We start from the raw sequence: 18,775 nt of genomic DNA, 5'->3' as shown, positions 1-18,775 counted from the left end.
CTACTTGCCCTTGCCCTCGGCCTTGATGCTCTTGCGCAGGGCATCCATGATGTTGATGACGTTGCCGGCGGTCGGCGGCGGCGCCTTCTGCTTCGCCGGGCGCTTGCGGCCCTTCTTCTTCGCCGCGATGATGTCGAGAAGGCGGCCCTGCACCGGATCGTCCGCCATCTTCGGGTCCCAGGATTTCGTGCGCTCCTTGATGAGCGTCTTCACCAGCGACAGCGCCTTGGAATCGGGTTTCGCCTCCTTCAGCCCGGCAAAATAGTCCCCTTCGGCACGCACCTCGTCGCCATAGCGCAGCGTCCACAGCACGATGCCCTTGCCGCGCGGCTCCAGCATCACCGCCCGTTCGCGCCGATAGAGCACCACCCGCGAGATGCCGACCGTGCCGGTCGAGGCCATCGCCTCGCGGATCACGGAAAACGCCTCCTCCCCGACCGTGTCGTTCGGCACGAGATAGTGCGGCGTGTCGTACCAGATCCATTCGATCGATTCGCGCGGCACGAAGGTCTCGATGTCGATCGTGCGCGTGCTTTCCAGCGCGACGGCGTCGATCTCCTCGTCCTCCAGAATGACGTAGTCGTCCTCGCCGCGCGGATAGCCCTTCACCTCGTCGTCCTCGTTCACCGCCTTGCCGGTGACGGCATCGACATAGCGGCTGACGACGGGATTGCCGGTCTTCTCGTTGAGGGTGCGGAAGCGCACCTTGTCCTCCTGCGAGATGGCCGGCGCCATCGCCACCGGGCAGGTGACCAGCGAGAGCTTCAGGTAGCCTTTCCAGAACGAGCGCGGCGCCATCACCCCTCCCTTTCGAGCGGCAGGTGCTTCGACAGGGCGAAGCGCTCGGCGAACTCGATGTCCGCCTGGGTGACGACGGGGATGGGATCGGAGAGGATGGCAAGGAGGGTTTCGCGCGAAATGGAATCCTCCTCCAGCGCTTCCATCAAGGCACCGCGGGTTTCGCGCTCGGCGCGCAGCAGCGCGGCCAGCGCCAATATCAGTCGGTCCTTGTTGTCCATGGGTCGCTCCTTCGCGAAACGCGCGTTCGTGTCCATAATGCGACATCCGGCCGTGGGTTCCGGAACATTCGGCGGGCATTGCGGTTCCAGTGGAAAAGGAGGCCGATCATGGCGACGACGAAGAAAAAATGGTCGCAGGACGTCACCGAAGGCAGCGATGCGCTGGACCTTGAGGAGGGCGTCTTCAAGCAGCGCAGCGCAAAGAAGATCGCCGCTTCCCTCAAGCGCTCGGCGGAAGCGAGCGACAGGCGCAAATCGAGCCCTTACCGTTCGGCCATGTCCATGCTGACATTCTATATCAACCGAGCCGGCGACCAGCTTTCCAAGAGCCACCGCGAGACGCTGGAAAAGGCCAAGGACGAGTTGCGGAAGGATTTCGGCAAGACGCCGAGGCACGACGGGTGAGGCGATGGTGAAACAACCGGAAACGCTGTTCTTTCCGGCAAGCGAATGGGTTCCGAACCATCCCTTCCTGCCGGTGCTGGTCTACCGCCAGGTTCTCACACCGGCCGAGAAGGATCGCGCCCACGCCTTCGAGCGGCTGTTCTCGGACGCCGGATGGCAGGGCCTCTGGCGCGACGGCGTCTTCTCCTACCAGCACTATCACGTCGGCGCGCACGAGGTGCTCGGCATCGCGGAAGGCACGGCCGAGCTCCTGATCGGCGGGCCGGACGGCGACAGCCTGGATGTCCGCGCGGGCGACTGCCTGGTGCTGCCCGCCGGCACCGGCCACCAGCGCATTGCCGCCAGCGAGGATTTCCTGGTGGTCGGCGGATACCCGCCGGGCCAGCATGCCGACATCGAGACGGCCGCGGCGACACCCGGCGAACTGAAGATCATCGCCACCCTGCCCATCCCAAAAAGCGACCCGGTCTACGGGATCGCCGGGCCGCTCGTTTCCCTCTGGCGGGAAAGCGCAGGAGGTTAACCCACGTCGATCAGCGCGATGCCGAGGTCGGGGCGGTGCCTGCGCCGCAAGTCGGCGGGCGTCTCGCGCAGCACGACCTCCAGCGTGGGCCGGACGTGGCCTTCCAGGAAATGGCCGCCCTTCGTGCTGCCGTCCGAAAAGCCCAGCACGACATGCAGGTGCAGGCTCGCCTTGCCCTCGTCGTCCACCGCCACGTCGCCGATCATGCTGAGAACCTCCGTCTGCACCTCGACGGGTATCTTCTTGTAATTCTTCGTCTCGAACTCGAAAAAGGCGATCGTCGCGGTCCGGAAGGCGCCGATCGCCGTGATCGACGCCGCCGTCACGCCGTTGCTTTCGGCAAAGGCGGTGATGCATTTGAAGGCCTCGTCGCCCTCGTCGAGGACGAGGATGAACGTGCGTTCGCCCGCGTCGCTTGCCAGGAGTTTGTGCTTCATCGTCTGCCTCCGTTGGGTCGAGGGGGAAAGGCCCGAAACGCGCTTCGGTTCCGAGCCTTACGAGGCGGAGGCCGCTTTCCGGTCGCTTGCGGCCGCGATCGTCGCCAGCGCCGAGCGGATGGCCGACGGCGAGGATGCCTTGGCGAGCGCGCAGGTCGCCGTGGCGAGCGAGCCGACCCGGATCGACTGGCCGCCGCGCGCATTGGCAAGGGCGAACATGGACTCGTCCGTCAGGTCGTCGCCGATCGTGATCGGCAGGCGCCCGGCAAAGGCCGGCTGCTCCAGATAGGAGGCGACGGCGGCCCCCTTGTCGGCGCGGGAGGGGCGGATCTCGAAGACCATCTTGCCGGGCTGCAGCACCCAGCCCGGTCCCGCCTCCTCGGCAAAATCGCGCATGATCTTCTCGAGGGCCGCGTCATAGGCGGGCGCCAGCCGGTAGTGGGCGGCGACGGCCGCCCCCTTGTCCTCGATGAGCACGCCCTCCATCCAGGCCGTCTTCTCGACCAGCCGCCGCTTCAGCACGGTGAAGGCGGGCGTCGCTTCGGCGATCGACGTCTGCCCGTCCGCGCCCCTGAACTCCGCGCCGTGCAGCCCGGCGATGGGAAAGCGGTAGGGCGCGAACAGGCCGTCGGCATAGGGAAGGCTGCGCCCCGTCACCAGCGCCAGCGCGCCGGAAAGGCGGGCGGAAACGGCATCCAGGTTCCCCGGCAGCGACAGCGGAACCTGGATGGCGTCCGGCGTCGTCGCAAGGTCGAGCAGCGTCCCGTCGATGTCGAGGAAAAGCGCCCAGCGGTCCGGCTCGTCGACGAGGCGCCTGACGAGATGGCGTGTCGCGGCGTCGGACGGCCGCAGTTTCTCCTGTTCGTTCATGGACCTCAAAGTTAGATCGTCGCCGCCGGACGGCAAGGGCGCGGCAGGAACAAGTTTTTCCCCGGCGCATTGTGTTCCCGCATCGGGCAAAGGAGCCGGCATGGACAAGCAGAAGAAGCCGCAACGAACCGAGGACAGCAACGCCCCCGTCATCCACGGTGCCGAAGACCTGCCGGCGGTGCAGGTGACCAGCTACAATCTCGAATTGCGCGACAAGGAAGGCTTCATCGGCGACCGGGCCAACAAGTCCGCCTTCCGCGACGCCATCGACGCATGGCGAAAGCGCGTGCGCGAGGGCGGCTCCGATCCTCTCGGCGAGGTGCCGACGGACGACCTCTCCAAGAAGGAGATCGATGCGCTGCTCAAGGAACCGGAGACGGAGGCCGCAGCGCTCGTGCTCGCGGCCATCGACGATTTCGCGAAGGGGCTTGCCGGCATCCTTGCCCGCTACCTGAAGGAGGAGGCCTGGAAGGGGACGAAACGCATCGTGGTCGGAGGCGGCTTCAAGGACAGCGCGACCGGCCTGACGGCGATCGCCCGCACGCAGATCCTGCTCAAGGCCGAAGGCGTGAAGGTGGAGCTCGTGCCGATCGCCCACCACCCCGACGAGGCCGGGCTGCTCGGCGCCGTGCATCTCATTCCCTCCTGGATGCTGAAGGGGCACGACGCCATCCTCGCCGTCGACATCGGCGGCACCAACATCCGCGCCGGCGTCGTCAAGCTCAACCTCGACGACAAGCCGGACTTCTCCAAGGCGAAGATCTGGAAATCGGAACTGTGGCGGCATGCCGACGACGAGCCCCGGCGCACGGCGACCATCGAGTATCTCGTCAGGATGATCGAGGCGCTCGTCGCCAAGGCGGAAAAGGCCAGGCTCGCGCTTGCGCCGGTGATCGGCATCGGCTGCCCCGGCATCATCGCCGCGGACGGATCGATCGCGCGGGGCGGCCAGAACCTGCCGGGCGGCAACTGGGAAAGCACGCATTTCAACCTGCCCGAAGCGCTGCGCAAGGCCATCCCCCGGATCACGGACGAGCCCACCTTCGTCATCATGCACAACGACGCCGTCGTGCAGGGCCTGTCGGAGGTGCCGCGCATGGCGGACGTGAAGGGCTGGGCCGTGGTGACGATCGGCACGGGCCTCGGCAATGCCAGCTTCGTCAACAAGCAGACCTAGACGCCGCGCGTCCCGAGGGACGCGCAAGGCGCGTCAGGCATACCGCCTCCGCCGCGCCGTAGCGTGGATCAGGCCCTTCTGGAGAAGGATGAAGGCGAAGAGCAGGAGGCCTATGAGGATCTTCGTCCACCAGCTCGACAGCGACCCGTCGAAGGTGATGTAGGTCTGGATGAGGCCCTGGATGAGGATGCCGACCAGCGTTCCCGCGACGAAGCCCGAGCCGCCCGTCAGCAGCGTGCCGCCGATGACGACCGCCGCGATGGCGTCGAGCTCGACGCCGACGGTGGCCAGCGAATAGCCGGCCGAGGTGTAGAGCGAGAAGACGATGCCCGAAAGGCCGGCGAGGAAGCCGGAGAGCGCATAGATCCCGACCGTCGTGCGGCCGATCGGCACGCCCATCAGCCGCGCCGTCGCCGTGCCGCCGCCCAGCGCATAGACGTTCGCGCCGAAACGGGTGCGGTGCGCGATCAGGATGCCCGCGGCGAAGACGAGCAGCATCAGCCCGCCGATCAGCGTGATGCGCCCGCCGCCGGGCAGCTTGTAGTAGAGGCTCTTCAGCGTGGCGTAGAACGGATGCCTGATCGGGATCGAATCGATCGACAGCACGAAGGCCATGCCCCGCGCTAGGAACATGCCGGCGAGCGTGACGATGAAGGGCGGCATTTCGAGGTGGTGGATGATCGCCCCCATCAGCGCGCCGAAGGCGGTGGTGATGACGAGCGCCAGCGCGAAGGCGGCGAGCGGGTGGATCGCCGTCGACTGGAGCAGCACGGCGAGGAAGACGCCGGTAAACGCGATGACCGCGCCGATGGAAAGGTCGATGCCGCCCGACAGGATCACGAAGGTCATGCCGACGGCGGCGATGCCGAGGAAGGCGTTGTCGGTCAAAAGGTTGCCGATCACCCGTGTCGACAGCATGTTCGGGTACTGCGCGATGCAGACGGCATAGGCGATGAGGAAGATCGCGACCGTGGCGGCGAGCGGAAGATAGCGCGGGTTCATTTCGCCTCCTGTTCCGCCTTCTTCCCGCCGGCCCGCGGGCGGGAGAGGAAGGCGAAGGCCGTCTTGGCGCGCGGCGACTGGATGACCAGGATCATGACGATGATCGCCGCCTTGATGATGAGGTTGAATTCGGGCGGGAAGCCGGAGAGCAGGATGCCCGTGTTGATCGCCTGGATGATGAGCGCGCCGAGCAGCGAGGCGGCGATGGAGAAGCGCCCGCCGAGCAGCGAGGTGCCGCCGACGACGACCGCGAGGATCGCGTCGAGCTCCAGCCAGAGCCCGGCATTGTTGGCGTCCGCCCCGCGGATGTCGGCGGCCGCGATGATGCCGGCAATGGCGGCGCACAGGCCGGAAAGCACATAGGCGGCGATCAGGAGAACGCCCGTCGACACGCCCGACAGCATGGCCGCGCGGCGGTTGACGCCGAGCGCCTCGATCAGCATGCCGAGCGCCGTGCGGCGCACCAGGAGCGCGACGGCGATGCCGAAGGCGAGCCAGATGACCACCGGCATGGGCAGGCCGAGGAACGAGCCGCTGCCGATGAAGACGAGGCCCGCATCGTTGAAGGTGAGGATCGCGCCCTCGGTGATGAGCTGCGCGATGCCGCGGCCCGCGACCATCAGCACCAGCGTCGCGATGATCGGCTGGATGTCGAGCACGGCGACGAGGATGCCGTTCCACAGGCCGCAGGCAATGCCCGTGCCGAGCGTGACGAGCAGCGTCGCCGCCAGTCCGTAGCCGGACGTGATGCAGGCGGCGGCCACCGCCCCGCAGATCGCCATGACGGCGCCGACGGAAAGGTCGATGCCCTTGGTGGCGATGACCACGGTCATGCCGATGGCGAGCAGCGCCACCGGCGCGCCGCGGTTGAGGATGTCGATCAGGCTGCCGTAGAGCCGGCCGTTCTGCATCTCGAGCCGGAAGAATCCGGGAAAGGCGACGGAGACCATCAGGAGGATGACGGCGAGCGCGGCGACCTGGGGAAACAGGCGGACGGCATAGGATTTCAGCGTCGCCGTCATGCGTCCGTCCTCCCGCCGGAGGCGGCGATCGCCTCGACGATGCCCTCGGTGGTGACCTTCTCGCCGGCAAGTTCGGCCACGTGCGCCCTGTCGCGCAGCACGATGACGCGGCTCGAATAGGCGACGAGCTCTTCGAGTTCGGAGGAGATCACGATCAGCGACATGCCTTTCTCGCAGAGGGTTTCGATGAGGCGGATGATCTCCGCATGGGCGCCGACGTCGATGCCGCGCGTCGGCTCGTCGAGGATCAGGAAATCCGGGTTGGTGGCGAGCCAGCGGGCGAGGATCGCCTTCTGCTGGTTGCCGCCGGAGAGCAGCTTGATCGGCTTCTCGCGGTCGCTCGTGCGGATGTCGAGCGCCTTGATGTAGCGGTCCGCCAGCCGGTCCTGCTCGGCGCGGCTGATCGGCCGCGCCCAGCCGCGGCGGGCCTGGAGGGCGAGCGCGATGTTCTCGCGCACGGAAAGGTCGCCGACGATGCCGTCGACCTTGCGGTCCTCCGGGCAGAACCCGAATTTCTCGCGGATGGCGGCGCGCGGCGAGGAGAGGTCGAGCGTGCGGCCGTCCGCTTCCGCCGTGCCGCTGTCGGCGCGCTCGGCGCCGAAGAGGATTTCCGCCGTCTCCGTGCGGCCGGAGCCGAGGAGGCCGGCAATCCCGACCACTTCGCCGAAACGCACGTCCAGGTCGAAGGGCTGGATATGGCCCTTGCGGCCGAAATCGCGGAAGCGGAAGCGCACGTCGCCGCCCCCGCCCTTCGGCCCGTGCCCCGCCGCCACTTCCTGCACCAGCTCCCGGCCGAGCATCATGGCGATCAGGTCGCGCCGCGGCAGGTCCGCCGTCTCGCGCGTGCCGACGAGCTGGCCGTTGCGCAGGACGGTGATGCGGTCGGAGATCTCGTAGACCTGCTCGAGGAAATGGGTGATGAAGACGATGCCGAGGCCGCGCTGCTTGAGGCGCCGCACGATGCGGAAGAGCATCGCGACCTCGTGCGTGTCGAGGCTCGCGGTCGGCTCGTCGAGGATCAGCACCTTGCCGGAGAGATCGACCGCGCGGGCGATGGCCACCACCTGCTGCACCGCGACGGAATAGGCGGCAAGCTCGGCGGTGACGTCGATGTCGAGCTCGTATTCGGCGAGCAGCGCCCTGGCGCGCCGGTTCATCTCGCGCGCGCTGACGAGGCCGAAGCGCTTCGGCTGCCGGCCGAGGAAGAGGTTTTCGCCGACCGTCAGGTTCCCCAGCAGGTTCACCTCCTGGTAGACCGTGCCGATGCCGAGGTTCTGCGCTTCCAGCGTGCTGTGCGGATCGACGTCCGCGCCATCAAGCAGGATGCGGCCGCCGTCGCGGCGATAGGCGCCGGTGAGGCACTTGACGAGCGTCGACTTGCCGGCCCCGTTCTCGCCGAGCAGCGCATGGACCTCGCCGCGCCTGAGCGAGAAATCGACGCGGTTCAGCGCCTTGGCGCCCGGGAAGACCTTGTCGATCCCCGTCGCCGAGAGAATATAGGAACTGTCAGGCTGCATGGTCCCCGACCCGTATGACAATGGCCGCCCGCCGCCTCGCGAGGAGGACGGCAGGCGGGCTGAGCGGATGTTCCGCGCCGACCGGGGTCGAGCGCGGGACATCGGGAGAGATCAGTAGCCGAGGCCCTTCTTCTCCTCGTACACCTTCGCCGGATCGTCGGCCTGGGTGTAGAGCTTGGACTCCGTCTGGATCCACTTCGGCGGCGCCTTGCCGTCCTTGAGGAAGGCGTCGAGCGCGTCGAAGGCGGGGCCGGCCATGTTCGGCGTCAGCTCGACGGTGGCATTCGCCTCGCCCGCCGCCATGGCCTGGAAGATGTCCGGAACGGCGTCGATCGAGACGACGAGGATGTCCGTGCCGGGCTTCAGGCCCGCCTCCTTGATCGCCTGGATGGCGCCGACGGCCATGTCGTCGTTGTGGGCGTAGAGCGCGCAGATGTTCTTGCCGCCGTCTTCCGCCTTCAGGAAGCTTTCCATGACCTCCTTGCCCTTGGTGCGGGTGAAGTCGCCGGTCTGGCTGCGGATGATCTTCAGATTGTCCTTGCCGGCAAGCGCCTCCTCGAAGCCCTTCTTGCGGTCGATGGCCGGCGAGGAGCCGGTCGTGCCCTGCAGCTCGACGACGTTGCAGGGCTTGCCGGCGACCGTGTCGACCAGCCACTGGCCGGCCACCTTGCCCTCGTGCACGAGGTCGGAGGTGACGGCGGTCAGGTAGAGGTCCTCCGGCGCGTCGACCGTGCGGTCGAGCAGGATCACCGGGATTTCCGCGTCCTTGGCTTCCTGCAGCACCTCGTCCCAGCCCGTCGCGACGACCGGCGCCAGGAGAATGGCGTCGACGCCCTGCGCGATGAACGAGCGCAGCGCCTTGATCTGGTTCTCCTGCTTCTGCTGCGCGTCGGCGAACTTCAGGTCGATGCCGCGCTGCTCGGCCTGCTGCTTGGTCAGCGTGGTTTCCGCCGCGCGCCAGCCGGATTCGGACCCGATCTGCGAAAAACCGACGGTGAGGTCGGCGGCGGATGCGGCGCTGAACATCGAGGCAGCAAGGATCGTGGCACTCGCGAGTGCGGTTCTCAATTTCATGATGTCCTCCCAAAGAAAGCTGCTCCTCAGCAGCCCGGTTAAAACATCATATTGTATTACTATTGTAAACCCGAAATTTGCGCGCCCGCGCATTTCGCCGAAAGGCCGCGCCGGTCAGACCTTGAGGAAGAGCAGCGCCCGCAGGATCTCGGAGAAATCCTCGTGCTCGAAGGCGACGGCGCGCGGGCCGTGCGCCTTTGCGCCGGGATACCAGCCGGCGCGGTAGGCCTCGGTCGGCGTGCTGAACTCGATCACCACTTCGTAATGCCCGGCCCTTGCGGGCAGCGCCCCTGCGAAATCGCCGGAGAGCGCCGTCGCCACGCCTTCGCGGATCAGGCGGCGCGACCAGGCGGGGGAGATGGACGTCGAGGCGCGGCCCCTGCCGTCCAGCGTCTCCACCGCCGCAAGGCCGGGCACCATCGCCCGCGCCTCCGCGCAGATGCCGGCATCGCCGGCAAGGAAGACGGACGGCACGCCGTAGCCGGCCGCACAGAGCGCGTTGAAGGTGAACTCGGAGGCGACCTCTCCGTTGAGCAGCAGCCGCGAGATGCGCAGGTTCGAGGTATGGGCGAGCGGATTGTCCTCCGTGCCCGCCTTGGAATGGTAGCCGGTGTAGATCGCGGCGGCGAAGGTCTCGTCGATCCCGAACATCATCTCGTCGGGATGGCCGGACCAGCCGCGCACGATCCGCGCATAGTCGGGCAGCCGGTCGAGGATCAGGTTGCGCCCGCTGTCATGGGCGTCCTTGATCACCACCTCCGTCGCGCCGGCGGCGCGCGCGCCCTCGCAGGCGGCGACCACCTCCGCGGTCATCAGGGCGCGGAACTCGGCCCAGTCGGGGTGGGTGCGCTCGGCCTCGTTCCAGTGGGCGATGCCGGCGGTGCCTTCTATATCTGCGGAAATGAAGACTTTCATGGGCGCGGGTTCTCCTTCGGCCAGTCGGCAAGAGAGGGATGGATACGGGCCGGTCCCATTGCCGTGCCGCCCGCATGTCCCTCCAAACATCGGTCGTTCCTAGACCGGAACGCCGGCCGCTTCCAGAGAGGATCCGGCATCCTCGCGCATCGGGCCGGCCTGCCGCCGCCGATCATCCGCCCGCCGATCCGCCGCCTTTCCCCTCCCCGGCGAGAGCCAGCATATCGGCGAAGAGGATCGTCCACTGGGCCTCGGTGAGGTCGATCAGGCCGAAGGCCTTCAGCAGGAACGCCCCCTCGCCGGCAAGGAAGGCCAGCGCCGCCTTCCTGTCGTCCTCGTCGTCCATGTCCAGCCCCGCCAGGCGGTGGGTGTACCACGTGCGGGTGGCCGCCACCTGGTCCGGGCTTTGCAGCAGCGCCGTCATCATCACCGCGGAGCGGGAATATTCCGCCTCGTCGCTGTCGCGGGTCGCCGACAGATGCCCCCGGATGATGGATCGGGGGGAGCGGTCGCTGCCGGAATGGGCGAACACTTCCGTCTCGAACGCATTGCCCCAGCGCTCGATCATCGCGCGGATCAGGTTTTCCTTCGTCCCGAAGCAATATTGCACCCCGCCCTTCGTGATCCCGGCGGCGCGCGCGACGGCCTCGAAGGAGAGGCCGGCCGCGCCGCTTTCGGCCACGATGCTTTCGGCGGCGTCCAGAACCCGGTCGCGATCTATGCTGCGCGGTCGTCCCGCCATGTCGCCCCTTCCATTTCAATACGATTGTATTTATATTGCCGCGCAAACGCAGGCAAGCCTGCGGCCTTCATGCCAAGGATCCTGACAATGTCTCTCGGTAAACGCTGGCTCGTCCTGGCGGTCGTCTCAAGTGCGCTCTTCCTGATCGTCATCGACATGACGGTGCTCTACACGGCCCTGCCCGTGCTCACGCACGCGCTGTCGGCGAGTGCAGCGGAAAAGCTCTGGATCGTCAACGCCTATCCTCTCGTCGTCGCGGGCCTGCTGCCGGGGCTCGGCTCCCTGGGGGACCGGTACGGCCACAAGCGGATGTTCGTGGCGGGCCTCCTCGTGTTCGGCATGGCCTCGGCCGCAGCGGCCTTCGCGCCGTCCGCCGCGACGCTGATCGCCGCCCGCGTGGCGCTCGCCGTCGGCGCGGCCATGATGATGCCGGCCACGCTGTCGATCATCCGGCTGACCTTCACGGACGAGCGGGAGCGCGCCCTTGCGATCGGCATATGGGCGGCCGTGGCATCGGGCGGGGCCGCCCTGGGGCCGGTGATCGGCGGGCTGCTCCTCGAATATTTCTGGTGGGGCTCCGTCTTCCTGATCAACGTTCCGGTGGTGGCCGCCGCCGTGATCTGCAGCGGGATCCTGCTGCCCCGACGCGCCGGCGACAAGAGCCGCCCCTGGGATCTTGCCGGCTCGATCCAGGCGATGGTCGGCCTTATCGGCCTGACCTATGCCGTCAAGGAGGCGGGCCGGCGCGAGCCCTCCTGGGAAACGGCATGCCTTGCCCTCGCGGTCGGCCTTGCGGCCATGGTCCTCTTCGTTCGCCGCCAGCGGCGCAGCGCCGCACCGCTTGTCGACTTCTCCCTGTTTGCCGATCCGCGCTTTTCCGCAGGCGTGGCGACGGCCCTCGTCGCCTCGGCGGCGCTGATCGGCGTGGAGCTGGTCTTCAGCCAGCGCCTGCAACTCGTCCTCGGCCATTCCCCGCTGGAGGCCGGCCTTCTCATCCTGCCGATCCCCGCTGCCGCCTTCGTCGCCGGTCCCCTGACCGGCCTGGCGCTGCCGCGCCTTGGCGCCGGGCGCGTGCTGTGGTCCTCGCTCCTGCTGACGGGCGCGGCGCTGGCCGTGTTTCTGGCCGTCCACGAAGGCCCGGCGGGGCCGTGGATCGCGGCGCTGGCGATGATGGGCTTCGGCGTCGGCGCCGCCATGACGGCCGCCTCGACGGTGATCATGCTCTCCGCTCCCGAGGAACGCGCCGGCATGGCCGCATCGGTGGAGGAAGTGTCCTACGAATTGGGCGGCGCGCTCGGCATCGCCCTGCTTGGAAGCCTGATGTCCGCCCTCTATTCCAGGGCGATGGTCCTGCCGCCGGGAACCGAGTTCGCCGCAAGGGCGCGCGACAGCCTCGACGAGGCCCTGATGCTCGCCGACCGCCTCGCCCCCGGCCAGGCGGAAGAGGTCGCCGCGCTGGCCCGGGCCGCGTTCGACCAGGCGTTCGCCGGTGTCGTCGGGGCCGCGGCCCTGCTCCTGGTCGGCGCCGCTCTCGTCGTGCGCTGGAAGACGGGCGGGCCGGGCCTCGACGGCGGCCACGTGCTCTCTAACCGAGAAAATCGTCGCGGCGGGGCGTGAACGTGTCGATCAGCAGGCCTTCGCTCAACGCGACGACTCCATGGACGAGGTTCGGCGCGACGATGAAGCTGCTTCCGGCGCCGAGGCGGGTGGTGACGCCGTCCACCGTCACGTCGAACGTGCCTTCCGCCACATAGCTCACCTGCGTGTGGGGATGCGAATGAAGGGCGCCGACGGCGCCCTCGTCGAAGCGGAAGGCCACGAGCATCAGTTCCGGGCGGTGGCTCAGCACCGCGCGCCGGTTGCCCGGCGCGACTTCGGTCCAGACGGTGTTTTCAGGCAGGGTATAGGGCTGCATGTGTCCTCTCATCGGGCAAGCCAGCCGCCGTCGACCGGCAGGATGGTGCCGTGCACGTAGTCGGATGCCGGCGCCGCCAGGAAGACGGCGGCGCCGGCCATGTCGTCGGGCCGCGCCCAGCGGCCGGCGGGAATGCGCTTCAGGATGTCGGCGCTCCGCTCCGCGTCCGCCCTGAGCGCGGCGGTGTTGTTGGTCTCCACATAGCCGGGCGCGATGGCATTGACGTTGATGCCCCGCGCCGCCCATTCGTTCGCCATCAGCCTGGTCAGGCCCGCAAGGCCGCTCTTGGCCGCGGTGTAGGACGGCACGCGGATGCCGCCCTGGAAGGAGAGCAGCGAGGCGACGTTGACGATCTTCGCGCGCCGCCCTGCCGCGAGCGCCGCCTTCGCGAAGGCCTGGCAGAGGAAGAAGACGGATTTGAGGTTGGTGTCGAGCACCGCGTCCCAATCCTCCTCCGAGAAATCCAGCGCATCGGCGCGGCGGATGATGCCGGCATTGTTGACGAGGATGTCCGGCGTGGCGCCGGCTGCCAGCGCATCGGCGACGACCTTGCCGGCGATGCCGGGGCCGGAGAGGTCGGCGGCGATGGAGACGAACGCTCTGCCCGCCCGGCGGACGTCCGCCTCGGTCTCCGTCATGGCCGAGCGCCCGACGCCGACGATATCGGCGCCCGCTTCCGCCAGTCCCACGGCGATGGCCCGGCCGATGCCGGTGTTGGCGCCGGTGACGATCGCAAAGCGCCCGGAAAGATCGAAGGGGTTCATCGCAGCGCTTCCATCGGCACCTTGTCCATGTCGGTGAAGCTCATGTTATCGCCCGCCATGGCCCAGATAAAGGCGTAGCGCCCGGTGCCCGCGCCGGAATGGATCGACCAGCCGGGCGAAAGCACCGCCTCGCGGTTCTTCAGGACGACATGCCGCGTCTCGCCAGGTTCGCCCATGAAGTGGAAGATGCGCGTCTGCTCCTCCATGCCGAAATAGAGATAGACCTCCATGCGCCGGTCATGCACATGCGCCGGCATGGTGTTCCACACGGAGCCCGGCTCGAACATCGTCAGGCCGACGAGCAGCTGGCAGCTCTCGCAGACGTCCGGGTGCACATACTGGTTGATGGTGCGGGCGTTGGATTCCTCCGCCGAGCCGAGGCGCACCTTCCTCGCCATTTCGCGGGTGATGCGCACCGTCGGGCAGGCGCGGTGCGCCGGCGCGCTGAGGAGATAGAACAGCGCAGGCTCGGCCGGGTCGTCGCTGGCGAAGGAGAGCGCGCCCGCGTCCATGCCGACATAGAGCGCCTCCTGGAAGCCGAGCGCATGGTCGCTGCCGCCGACGCCGACCCGCCCGGCGCCGCCGATATTGACGATGGCCGCCTCGCGCCGCTCCAGGAAGCGCTCCGTGCCGGTCTCGGCGACGCGGTCGATCACGAGCCTTTCCGCCTCCGGCACCACGCCGCCGACGATCATGCGGTCTAGATGGCTGTAGGTGAGGCTGGCCCTGCCCGGCTGGAACAGCGCCTCGATGACGAAGCCGTCGCGCAGCCCTTGCGTGTTGCGCCTTGCGGCATCCTGCGGCCCGACGACCTGGCGTACTGATACGGAAATAGTCACGGCATCTGCCTCTTGCTTTCACGAATGGGGATCAGGTGAGCACGACGTATTCGGTGAGCTGGCCGATCGTCGTGTCGGCCTTGGCGACGTCGAACACCTTGGTGCCGTGGCTCATGATCACGAACCGGTCGCAGACCTGGTAGGCGTGGTAGATGTTGTGCGTCACCAGCACGCTGGAGACGTTCTCCGCCTTCAGCTTCAGCACCTGGTTCAAAAGCGCCTCCGTCTCGCGCACGGAGAGCGCCGAGGTCGGCTCGTCGAGCAGCAGCACGCGCTTCTTGAAATAGACGGCGCGGGCGATGGCGACGGCCTGCTTCTGCCCGCCGGAGAGGTTGCCGACGAGCGTATCCGGCGAATCGATGCCCGAGATGTGCACGGCGTTCTGCAAGACCTCCATGGCGATGTCGCGCATCTCGCCCTGCCTGAGGAAGCCGAAGCGGTCCGTCAGCTCGCGGCCCATGAAGATGTTGCGGGTGATCGAGAGGCTGTCGACCAGCGCGGTGTGCTGGTAGATCGTCTCGATGCCGGCATCGGCGGAATCCGAGCGGCATGTGAAGAGCGTCTTCCTGCCGTCGACGCTGAGATAGCCCTCGGTCGGCTTGTGGATGCCGGAGATGAGGTTCACGGTCGTCGACTTGCCGGCGCCGTTGTCGCCGAGAAGGCCCACCACTTCGCCTTCGCCGATATGGAAGCTGAGATTCCTGAGCGCGGTGAGCGCACCGAAGCTCTTCGAGATGTTGTGCAGTTCGAGAAGATGGGGGGTCGACATCATGCAAGCCCTCGCCGCTCGATGAGATGGTTGAAGATGGCGGCCAGCACGATCAGCGTCGCGATGAACATGTCGAGATAGAAGCCCGGCGCGCGCAGCAGGAGCAGGACGTCGGTGATGGTGTGGATGAGCAGCACGCCGAGGAAGATGCCGATGATCGAGCCGCGCCCGCCGCGCAGCGACAGGCCGCCGATGACGCAGGCGGCGATCGCCTGGAGTTCGAGCCCGGCGCCCTGCCCCGGCTGCACGCTGCCGACGCGGGCCGTGGCGAGGATGCCCGCCACCGCCGCCATGCCGCCCGCGATCGCGAAGGCGATGAGCTTCACGCGGCCGGTATTGATGCCGATCGCCTCGGCCGCGCCGCGGTTGCCGCCCGTCGCGAAGACGTGGTTGCCGAAGCGGTGGCGATGCAGCAGCAGGTGGAAGCCGACGACGAAGAGGATGATCCAGATGAAGGCGGCATTGATGCCGAGGAAGGTGCCGGCAAAAAGGCTGGTGAAGACCGGCTCCGGATCGAAGCGGACCTGCACCGCGCCGTTGTAGAGCAGCACCGCGCCGCGCCAGAACAGGAGCCCGCCGAGCGTGACGATGAAGGACGGCAGGCCGAAGCGCAGGGTGATATGGCCGTTGAGGAGCCCGATCATGAGGCCGGCGAGGATGCCGAGCGGCGCGGCGACGAAGGCGCTGAGCCCCGCCCCCACGAGGCTTGCCATCAGCACGGCCGTGAACGTGTAGACGGAGCCGATGGACAGGTCGAATTCGCCGGCGATCATCAGCACCCCGGCGCCGAGCGCCAGGCACCCGAGCACGGGGATCGCCTTCATCAGGATCGTGAGGTTCTGCGGCGAGAGGTAGCGGAACTCGTTCGGGTAGAGGAGCGCGCCGGCGATGCAGACGATCTGCAGCGTCATGAAGACGAGGAAGATCGCGCCCGCGGGCATGCCCATGATCCGCTTGAGGATGGATTGTCTCCGGGTCCGCGAGCGGGGCGCGGCGCTTTCGGTCAGGATGGGTGTCACGGTCTTGCACTCGATCGTTGGCGAACGGGGAGCCGGCCGGCGGACGGACGGCTCCCGCCGAACGCGGTTAGCGGTAGGTGCCGATCAGCGGCTTGACCGAACTGATGCGCGACTTGTCGAGGAAGGCGCCCTGCCCCGTGTCGATGTCGGTCGGGGTGAGCCCGTACTTCTTGGCGAGCGCGATCTGGGCGATCGGGTAGTAGCCCTGGAGATAGGGCTGCTGGTCCATGGTCGCGAACATCGCGCCGGATTCCACGGCGTTGACGATCTCGACCGCAAGGTCGAAGCCGCCGAAGGGGATGTTCACGCCGGCATCCTTGATGGCGCCCGCGCCGACCGTGGAGGTGACCGAGCCGGTGCCGAACAGCGCCTTCACGTTCGGATTGGCGATGAGGAACTGGGCGATGATGTTCTGCGCCTCGGCCGGATCGAGGCCGGCGCGCACCGTCTCCACCTTGATGCCGGCTTCCGTCATCGCCTTCTCGATGCCGCCGCCGCGGGCGACCGCGAAGCTCGCCTCGGGGATCTCGCGCGGGTTGAAGACGACGTCGCCGGACTTCAGGCCGAATTCCTTGATCATCCGGTTGCCGAGCTCGTAGCCGGAGGCGAACTCGTCCATGCCGACATAGGCCTGGCGGCAATTGCCCTTGGCGCCGTCGAGGTCGTCGTTGTTGAAGCCGATGACGACGATGCCGGCCTTGACCGCCGCGCAGATGCTCTCGTCGAAGGCGTCCGACGAGGAGATCGAGACGGCGATGCCGTCGACGCCGCTCGCGGTGGCGCTTTCGATGAGGTCGTTCTGGCGCACCGGATCGTTGTTGGCATATTGCACGTCGAGATCGACGCCGAACTGGGCGGCCGCATCTTGCGCGCCCTTCACCACCGGATTAAAGAACTGGACACTCGGATCGAGGTAGATGATCATCGTGGCCTTGACGTCCGCGGCAAGCGCCGTCGACGTCAGCATGGTCGCGAGGCCCGCGGCGAGCGCCGCGGCTTTGACCTTGGTCAATTTCATTTGCGTATCCTCCCTTTGGATGTGCAATGCGGGTCCAAAAGACCCGAGTCTCGGCTGGCGGGCTCCGACCAAAGATCACGCCAGCCGAGATTTTCCTCCTCCTGACCGCCTTGCGGCAGCCGGTTATGCGAACCAGGGCGCAGGGCGCCCGAGCGTGACGTGCACGCCCTTGAACTGGGAATATTCGTCGAAGCCGTAGCGGCCGAGCTCGCGGCCGAGGCCGCTCTTCTTGTAGCCGCCGATCGGCAGCTCCGGCGTGCCGTCGATGACGCTGTTGATCCAGCAGCGGCCCGCGCGGATGCGGCGGATGCTCTGCAGCGCGTTTTCCAGATTGGTCGACCAGACGCAGGCGGAAAGGCCGAACTCGGTCGCGTTGGCGAGCGCCACCGCCTCGTCCGCCGTCCGGAAGGTCAGCGTCGAGAGCACCGGCCCGAAGATCTCCTCCCGGGCGATCGACATGTCCGGCGTCACTCCGGCAAAGACGGTCGGCGCGTAGTAGAGCCCGGCCTGCCGGCCGACCCTCTCGCCGCCGAGCAGCAGCTGCGCGCCGGAGGCGATGCCCGCCTCCACATAGGAATGCACCTTCTCGGCATGCGCCTCCGAGATCATCGCGCCGATCTTCGTGCGCTCGTTCAAGGGGTCGCCGAAGGTGACCTTGCGGGAAATGTCGAGGAGGCGGTCCATCAGCGCATCGCGGATGCCCTCCTCGACCAGCAGGCGGCTGCCGGAAATGCAGCACTGGCCGGCATTGTGGTAGACGCCGTAGGCGATGCCGTCGGCCGCCGCGTCGAGGTCCGCATCGGCGAAGACGATCTGCGGCCCCTTGCCGCCGAGCTCCAGCCCGACGCGCTTGACGCTGCGCGCGGCGATCTCGCCGAGCCTGGTGCCGACGCGCACCGAGCCGGTGAACGCCACCATGTCGACGCCGGGATCCTCCGCCAGCACCTGGCCGGCCGGATCGCCGTAGCCGGTGACGACGTTGAAGACGCCGTCGGGAATGCCCGCCTCGCGCGCCAGCTCCGCCATGCGGATCGAGGTGCCGGAGGTGAATTCGGACGGCTTCAGCACCACCGTGCAGCCGGCGCCGATCGCCCACGGCACGCGCTCGGACGCGATGATGAAGGGGAAGTTCCACGGCGTGATGATGCCGACGACGCCGACCGGCTCGCGCAGCACGAGGCCGAGGCGGTCGTCGCCGATATTGTTGTGGCTCTGGCCTTCGAGCGCCCGGGCCTGCCCGGCCGCATAGGACCAGAGGTCGGCGCAGAAGCCGATCTCGCCGCGCGCCTGGGCGATCGGCTTGCCGACCTCCAGGCTCTCGGCGAGCGCCAGCTCCTCCTGATGGGCAAGGATGAGGTCCGCCACCTTGAACATCAGGCGCGAGCGCTCGGCGCCCGACAGGCGCGGCCAGGGGCCGGTATCGAAGGCGCGGCGCGCGGCGGCGATCGCCAGGCGCACGTCGTCCGCCGAGGCCTCCGGCCAGGTGCCGACCACGACGCCGGCATGGCCGGGGCTCACGCGGTCGATCGTGCGGCCCGAAGCCGCCTCGACGGACTTGCCATCGACAAGCATCCGGTAGCGGGATTTAATGCCGAGGCGGGGATCGCTGGAATCGGGTGCGATGAAATTGGACAGCAATATCGTTCTCAGGCCGGCCGAACGGCTCCAGCCCCTCCCTGTTCATCCGGTTTTCAAGCCGCCGGATTTCTGTTGCGCTTGAATTGTATGGTACTGTATGGTGGTTTAAA

The 18,775-nt window shown here is 67.6% G+C and carries 21 protein-coding genes; 4 read left to right on the top strand and 17 right to left on the bottom strand.

All coding sequences use genetic code 11. From position 1 onward, the window contains the following. Together ku and ACIIOY_RS08445 are read right to left on the bottom strand one after the other, a co-directional pair. Positions 1-798 (bottom strand): non-homologous end joining protein Ku, encoded by a 798-nt coding sequence (gene ku / locus ACIIOY_RS08450; protein ID WP_411034204.1) that lies wholly within the window; start codon positions 796-798, stop codon positions 1-3. Then, complete coding sequence (locus ACIIOY_RS08445; protein ID WP_411034203.1) at positions 798-1,019, bottom strand: hypothetical protein; 222 nt, start codon at positions 1,017-1,019, stop codon at positions 798-800. Before ACIIOY_RS08445 ends, ku begins: the two co-directional genes overlap by 1 nt. A gap of 108 nt (positions 1,020-1,127) precedes the next feature. Between ACIIOY_RS08445 and ACIIOY_RS08440 the strand changes: the two genes are divergently transcribed. Then, a complete protein-coding gene (locus tag ACIIOY_RS08440; protein WP_411034202.1) occupies positions 1,128-1,424 on the top strand; it encodes a DUF3175 domain-containing protein in 297 nt (98 codons plus the stop codon). A 4-nt stretch (positions 1,425-1,428) separates the two neighbouring features. After that, positions 1,429-1,947 carry a cupin domain-containing protein gene (locus ACIIOY_RS08435; protein WP_411034201.1) on the top strand — a complete coding sequence of 173 codons (519 nt, stop codon included), beginning with the start codon at positions 1,429-1,431 and terminating at the stop codon, positions 1,945-1,947. Here the strand turns inward: ACIIOY_RS08435 and ACIIOY_RS08430 are convergent. Together ACIIOY_RS08430 and otsB are read right to left on the bottom strand one after the other, a co-directional pair. Further along, positions 1,944-2,384 (bottom strand): PPC domain-containing DNA-binding protein, encoded by a 441-nt coding sequence (locus tag ACIIOY_RS08430; RefSeq protein WP_411034200.1) that lies wholly within the window; start codon positions 2,382-2,384, stop codon positions 1,944-1,946. The genes ACIIOY_RS08435 and ACIIOY_RS08430 overlap by 4 nt on opposite strands. 57 nt (positions 2,385-2,441) lie before the next feature. Beyond that, the gene (otsB, locus tag ACIIOY_RS08425) at positions 2,442-3,254 is read right to left on the bottom strand and encodes a trehalose-phosphatase (protein ID WP_411034199.1); all 813 of its coding nucleotides are present in this window, start codon (positions 3,252-3,254) and stop codon (positions 2,442-2,444) included. Between the two features lie 100 nt (positions 3,255-3,354). Between otsB and ACIIOY_RS08420 the strand changes: the two genes are divergently transcribed. After that, on the top strand, positions 3,355-4,431 hold the full coding sequence (locus tag ACIIOY_RS08420) for an ROK family protein (protein WP_411034198.1): 1,077 nt from the start codon (positions 3,355-3,357) through the stop codon (positions 4,429-4,431). A 33-nt stretch (positions 4,432-4,464) separates the two neighbouring features. Here the strand turns inward: ACIIOY_RS08420 and yjfF are convergent, their stop codons facing one another. The 6 genes from yjfF to ACIIOY_RS08390 form a co-directional block, all read right to left on the bottom strand. After that, positions 4,465-5,433 carry a galactofuranose ABC transporter, permease protein YjfF gene (gene yjfF / locus ACIIOY_RS08415; protein ID WP_411034197.1) on the bottom strand — a complete coding sequence of 323 codons (969 nt, stop codon included), beginning with the start codon at positions 5,431-5,433 and terminating at the stop codon, positions 4,465-4,467. Beyond that, a complete protein-coding gene (locus ACIIOY_RS08410; RefSeq protein ID WP_411034196.1) occupies positions 5,430-6,455 on the bottom strand; it encodes an ABC transporter permease in 1,026 nt (341 codons plus the stop codon). The genes yjfF and ACIIOY_RS08410 overlap by 4 nt, the downstream gene beginning before the upstream one ends. Beyond that, a complete protein-coding gene (gene ytfR, locus ACIIOY_RS08405) occupies positions 6,452-7,972 on the bottom strand; it encodes a galactofuranose ABC transporter, ATP-binding protein YtfR (RefSeq protein ID WP_411034195.1) in 1,521 nt (506 codons plus the stop codon). The genes ACIIOY_RS08410 and ytfR overlap by 4 nt, the downstream gene beginning before the upstream one ends. A gap of 111 nt (positions 7,973-8,083) precedes the next feature. Next, entirely contained in the window at positions 8,084-9,046 is a 963-nt protein-coding gene (gene ytfQ / locus ACIIOY_RS08400) for a galactofuranose ABC transporter, galactofuranose-binding protein YtfQ (protein ID WP_411034194.1), read from the bottom strand. Positions 9,047-9,160: 114 nt separating this feature from the next. Then, positions 9,161-9,961, bottom strand: a complete 801-nt coding sequence (locus tag ACIIOY_RS08395; RefSeq protein WP_411034193.1) for a M55 family metallopeptidase — start codon at positions 9,959-9,961, stop codon at positions 9,161-9,163. Positions 9,962-10,133: 172 nt separating this feature from the next. Beyond that, entirely contained in the window at positions 10,134-10,703 is a 570-nt protein-coding gene (locus ACIIOY_RS08390) for a TetR/AcrR family transcriptional regulator (protein ID WP_411034192.1), read from the bottom strand. A gap of 87 nt (positions 10,704-10,790) precedes the next feature. Here ACIIOY_RS08390 and ACIIOY_RS08385 point away from each other — a divergent pair, with 87 nt between their 5' ends. Next, positions 10,791-12,320 (top strand): MFS transporter, encoded by a 1,530-nt coding sequence (locus tag ACIIOY_RS08385; protein ID WP_411034191.1) that lies wholly within the window; start codon positions 10,791-10,793, stop codon positions 12,318-12,320. Here the strand turns inward: ACIIOY_RS08385 and ACIIOY_RS08380 are convergent. The 7 genes from ACIIOY_RS08380 to ACIIOY_RS08350 form a co-directional block, all read right to left on the bottom strand. After that, positions 12,289-12,618 (bottom strand): cupin domain-containing protein, encoded by a 330-nt coding sequence (locus tag ACIIOY_RS08380; protein WP_411034190.1) that lies wholly within the window; start codon positions 12,616-12,618, stop codon positions 12,289-12,291. The two genes, ACIIOY_RS08385 and ACIIOY_RS08380, sit on opposite strands and share 32 nt — an antisense overlap. A gap of 8 nt (positions 12,619-12,626) precedes the next feature. Next, positions 12,627-13,382 carry a 2-dehydro-3-deoxy-D-gluconate 5-dehydrogenase KduD gene (gene kduD, locus ACIIOY_RS08375; RefSeq protein ID WP_411034189.1) on the bottom strand — a complete coding sequence of 252 codons (756 nt, stop codon included), beginning with the start codon at positions 13,380-13,382 and terminating at the stop codon, positions 12,627-12,629. Then, on the bottom strand, positions 13,379-14,221 hold the full coding sequence (gene kduI, locus ACIIOY_RS08370; RefSeq protein ID WP_411034188.1) for a 5-dehydro-4-deoxy-D-glucuronate isomerase: 843 nt from the start codon (positions 14,219-14,221) through the stop codon (positions 13,379-13,381). Before kduI ends, kduD begins: the two co-directional genes overlap by 4 nt. A 31-nt stretch (positions 14,222-14,252) precedes the next feature. Further along, on the bottom strand, positions 14,253-14,990 hold the full coding sequence (locus ACIIOY_RS08365) for an ATP-binding cassette domain-containing protein (protein ID WP_411034282.1): 738 nt from the start codon (positions 14,988-14,990) through the stop codon (positions 14,253-14,255). Further along, the gene (locus tag ACIIOY_RS08360; RefSeq protein WP_411034187.1) at positions 14,990-16,009 is read right to left on the bottom strand and encodes an ABC transporter permease; all 1,020 of its coding nucleotides are present in this window, start codon (positions 16,007-16,009) and stop codon (positions 14,990-14,992) included. The genes ACIIOY_RS08365 and ACIIOY_RS08360 overlap by 1 nt, the downstream gene beginning before the upstream one ends. A gap of 67 nt (positions 16,010-16,076) precedes the next feature. Continuing rightward, on the bottom strand, positions 16,077-17,027 hold the full coding sequence (locus tag ACIIOY_RS08355) for a sugar ABC transporter substrate-binding protein (RefSeq protein WP_411034186.1): 951 nt from the start codon (positions 17,025-17,027) through the stop codon (positions 16,077-16,079). A gap of 123 nt (positions 17,028-17,150) precedes the next feature. Next, positions 17,151-18,665, bottom strand: a complete 1,515-nt coding sequence (locus ACIIOY_RS08350; RefSeq protein ID WP_411034185.1) for an aldehyde dehydrogenase family protein — start codon at positions 18,663-18,665, stop codon at positions 17,151-17,153. Between the last annotated feature and the right edge of the window lie 110 nt (positions 18,666-18,775).

The organism is Shinella agrisoli, from assembly GCF_046557955.1.
GTDB lineage: Bacteria > Pseudomonadota > Alphaproteobacteria > Rhizobiales > Rhizobiaceae > Shinella.
The sequence above is the reverse complement of the archived record's forward strand: the minus strand, read 5'-3'. Positions and strand labels throughout refer to the sequence as shown.

Bases quoted from the DNA above. Each gene is read 5' to 3' on its own strand.
- ku (WP_411034204.1), bottom strand. From the start codon at position 798: ATGGCGCCGCGCTCGTTCTGGAAAGGCTACCTGAAGCTCTCGCTGGTC.
- ACIIOY_RS08445 (WP_411034203.1), bottom strand. From the start codon at position 1,019: ATGGACAACAAGGACCGACTGATATTGGCGCTGGCCGCGCTGCTGCGC.
- ACIIOY_RS08440 (WP_411034202.1), top strand. From the start codon at position 1,128: ATGGCGACGACGAAGAAAAAATGGTCGCAGGACGTCACCGAAGGCAGC.
- ACIIOY_RS08435 (WP_411034201.1), top strand. From the start codon at position 1,429: ATGGTGAAACAACCGGAAACGCTGTTCTTTCCGGCAAGCGAATGGGTT.
- ACIIOY_RS08430 (WP_411034200.1), bottom strand. From the start codon at position 2,384: ATGAAGCACAAACTCCTGGCAAGCGACGCGGGCGAACGCACGTTCATC.
- otsB (WP_411034199.1), bottom strand. From the start codon at position 3,254: ATGAACGAACAGGAGAAACTGCGGCCGTCCGACGCCGCGACACGCCAT.
- ACIIOY_RS08420 (WP_411034198.1), top strand. From the start codon at position 3,355: ATGGACAAGCAGAAGAAGCCGCAACGAACCGAGGACAGCAACGCCCCC.
- yjfF (WP_411034197.1), bottom strand. From the start codon at position 5,433: ATGAACCCGCGCTATCTTCCGCTCGCCGCCACGGTCGCGATCTTCCTC.
- ACIIOY_RS08410 (WP_411034196.1), bottom strand. From the start codon at position 6,455: ATGACGGCGACGCTGAAATCCTATGCCGTCCGCCTGTTTCCCCAGGTC.
- ytfR (WP_411034195.1), bottom strand. From the start codon at position 7,972: ATGCAGCCTGACAGTTCCTATATTCTCTCGGCGACGGGGATCGACAAG.
- ytfQ (WP_411034194.1), bottom strand. From the start codon at position 9,046: ATGAAATTGAGAACCGCACTCGCGAGTGCCACGATCCTTGCTGCCTCG.
- ACIIOY_RS08395 (WP_411034193.1), bottom strand. From the start codon at position 9,961: ATGAAAGTCTTCATTTCCGCAGATATAGAAGGCACCGCCGGCATCGCC.
- ACIIOY_RS08390 (WP_411034192.1), bottom strand. From the start codon at position 10,703: ATGGCGGGACGACCGCGCAGCATAGATCGCGACCGGGTTCTGGACGCC.
- ACIIOY_RS08385 (WP_411034191.1), top strand. From the start codon at position 10,791: ATGTCTCTCGGTAAACGCTGGCTCGTCCTGGCGGTCGTCTCAAGTGCG.
- ACIIOY_RS08380 (WP_411034190.1), bottom strand. From the start codon at position 12,618: ATGCAGCCCTATACCCTGCCTGAAAACACCGTCTGGACCGAAGTCGCG.
- kduD (WP_411034189.1), bottom strand. From the start codon at position 13,382: ATGAACCCCTTCGATCTTTCCGGGCGCTTTGCGATCGTCACCGGCGCC.
- ACIIOY_RS08365 (WP_411034282.1), bottom strand. From the start codon at position 14,990: ATGTCGACCCCCCATCTTCTCGAACTGCACAACATCTCGAAGAGCTTC.
- ACIIOY_RS08355 (WP_411034186.1), bottom strand. From the start codon at position 17,027: ATGAAATTGACCAAGGTCAAAGCCGCGGCGCTCGCCGCGGGCCTCGCG.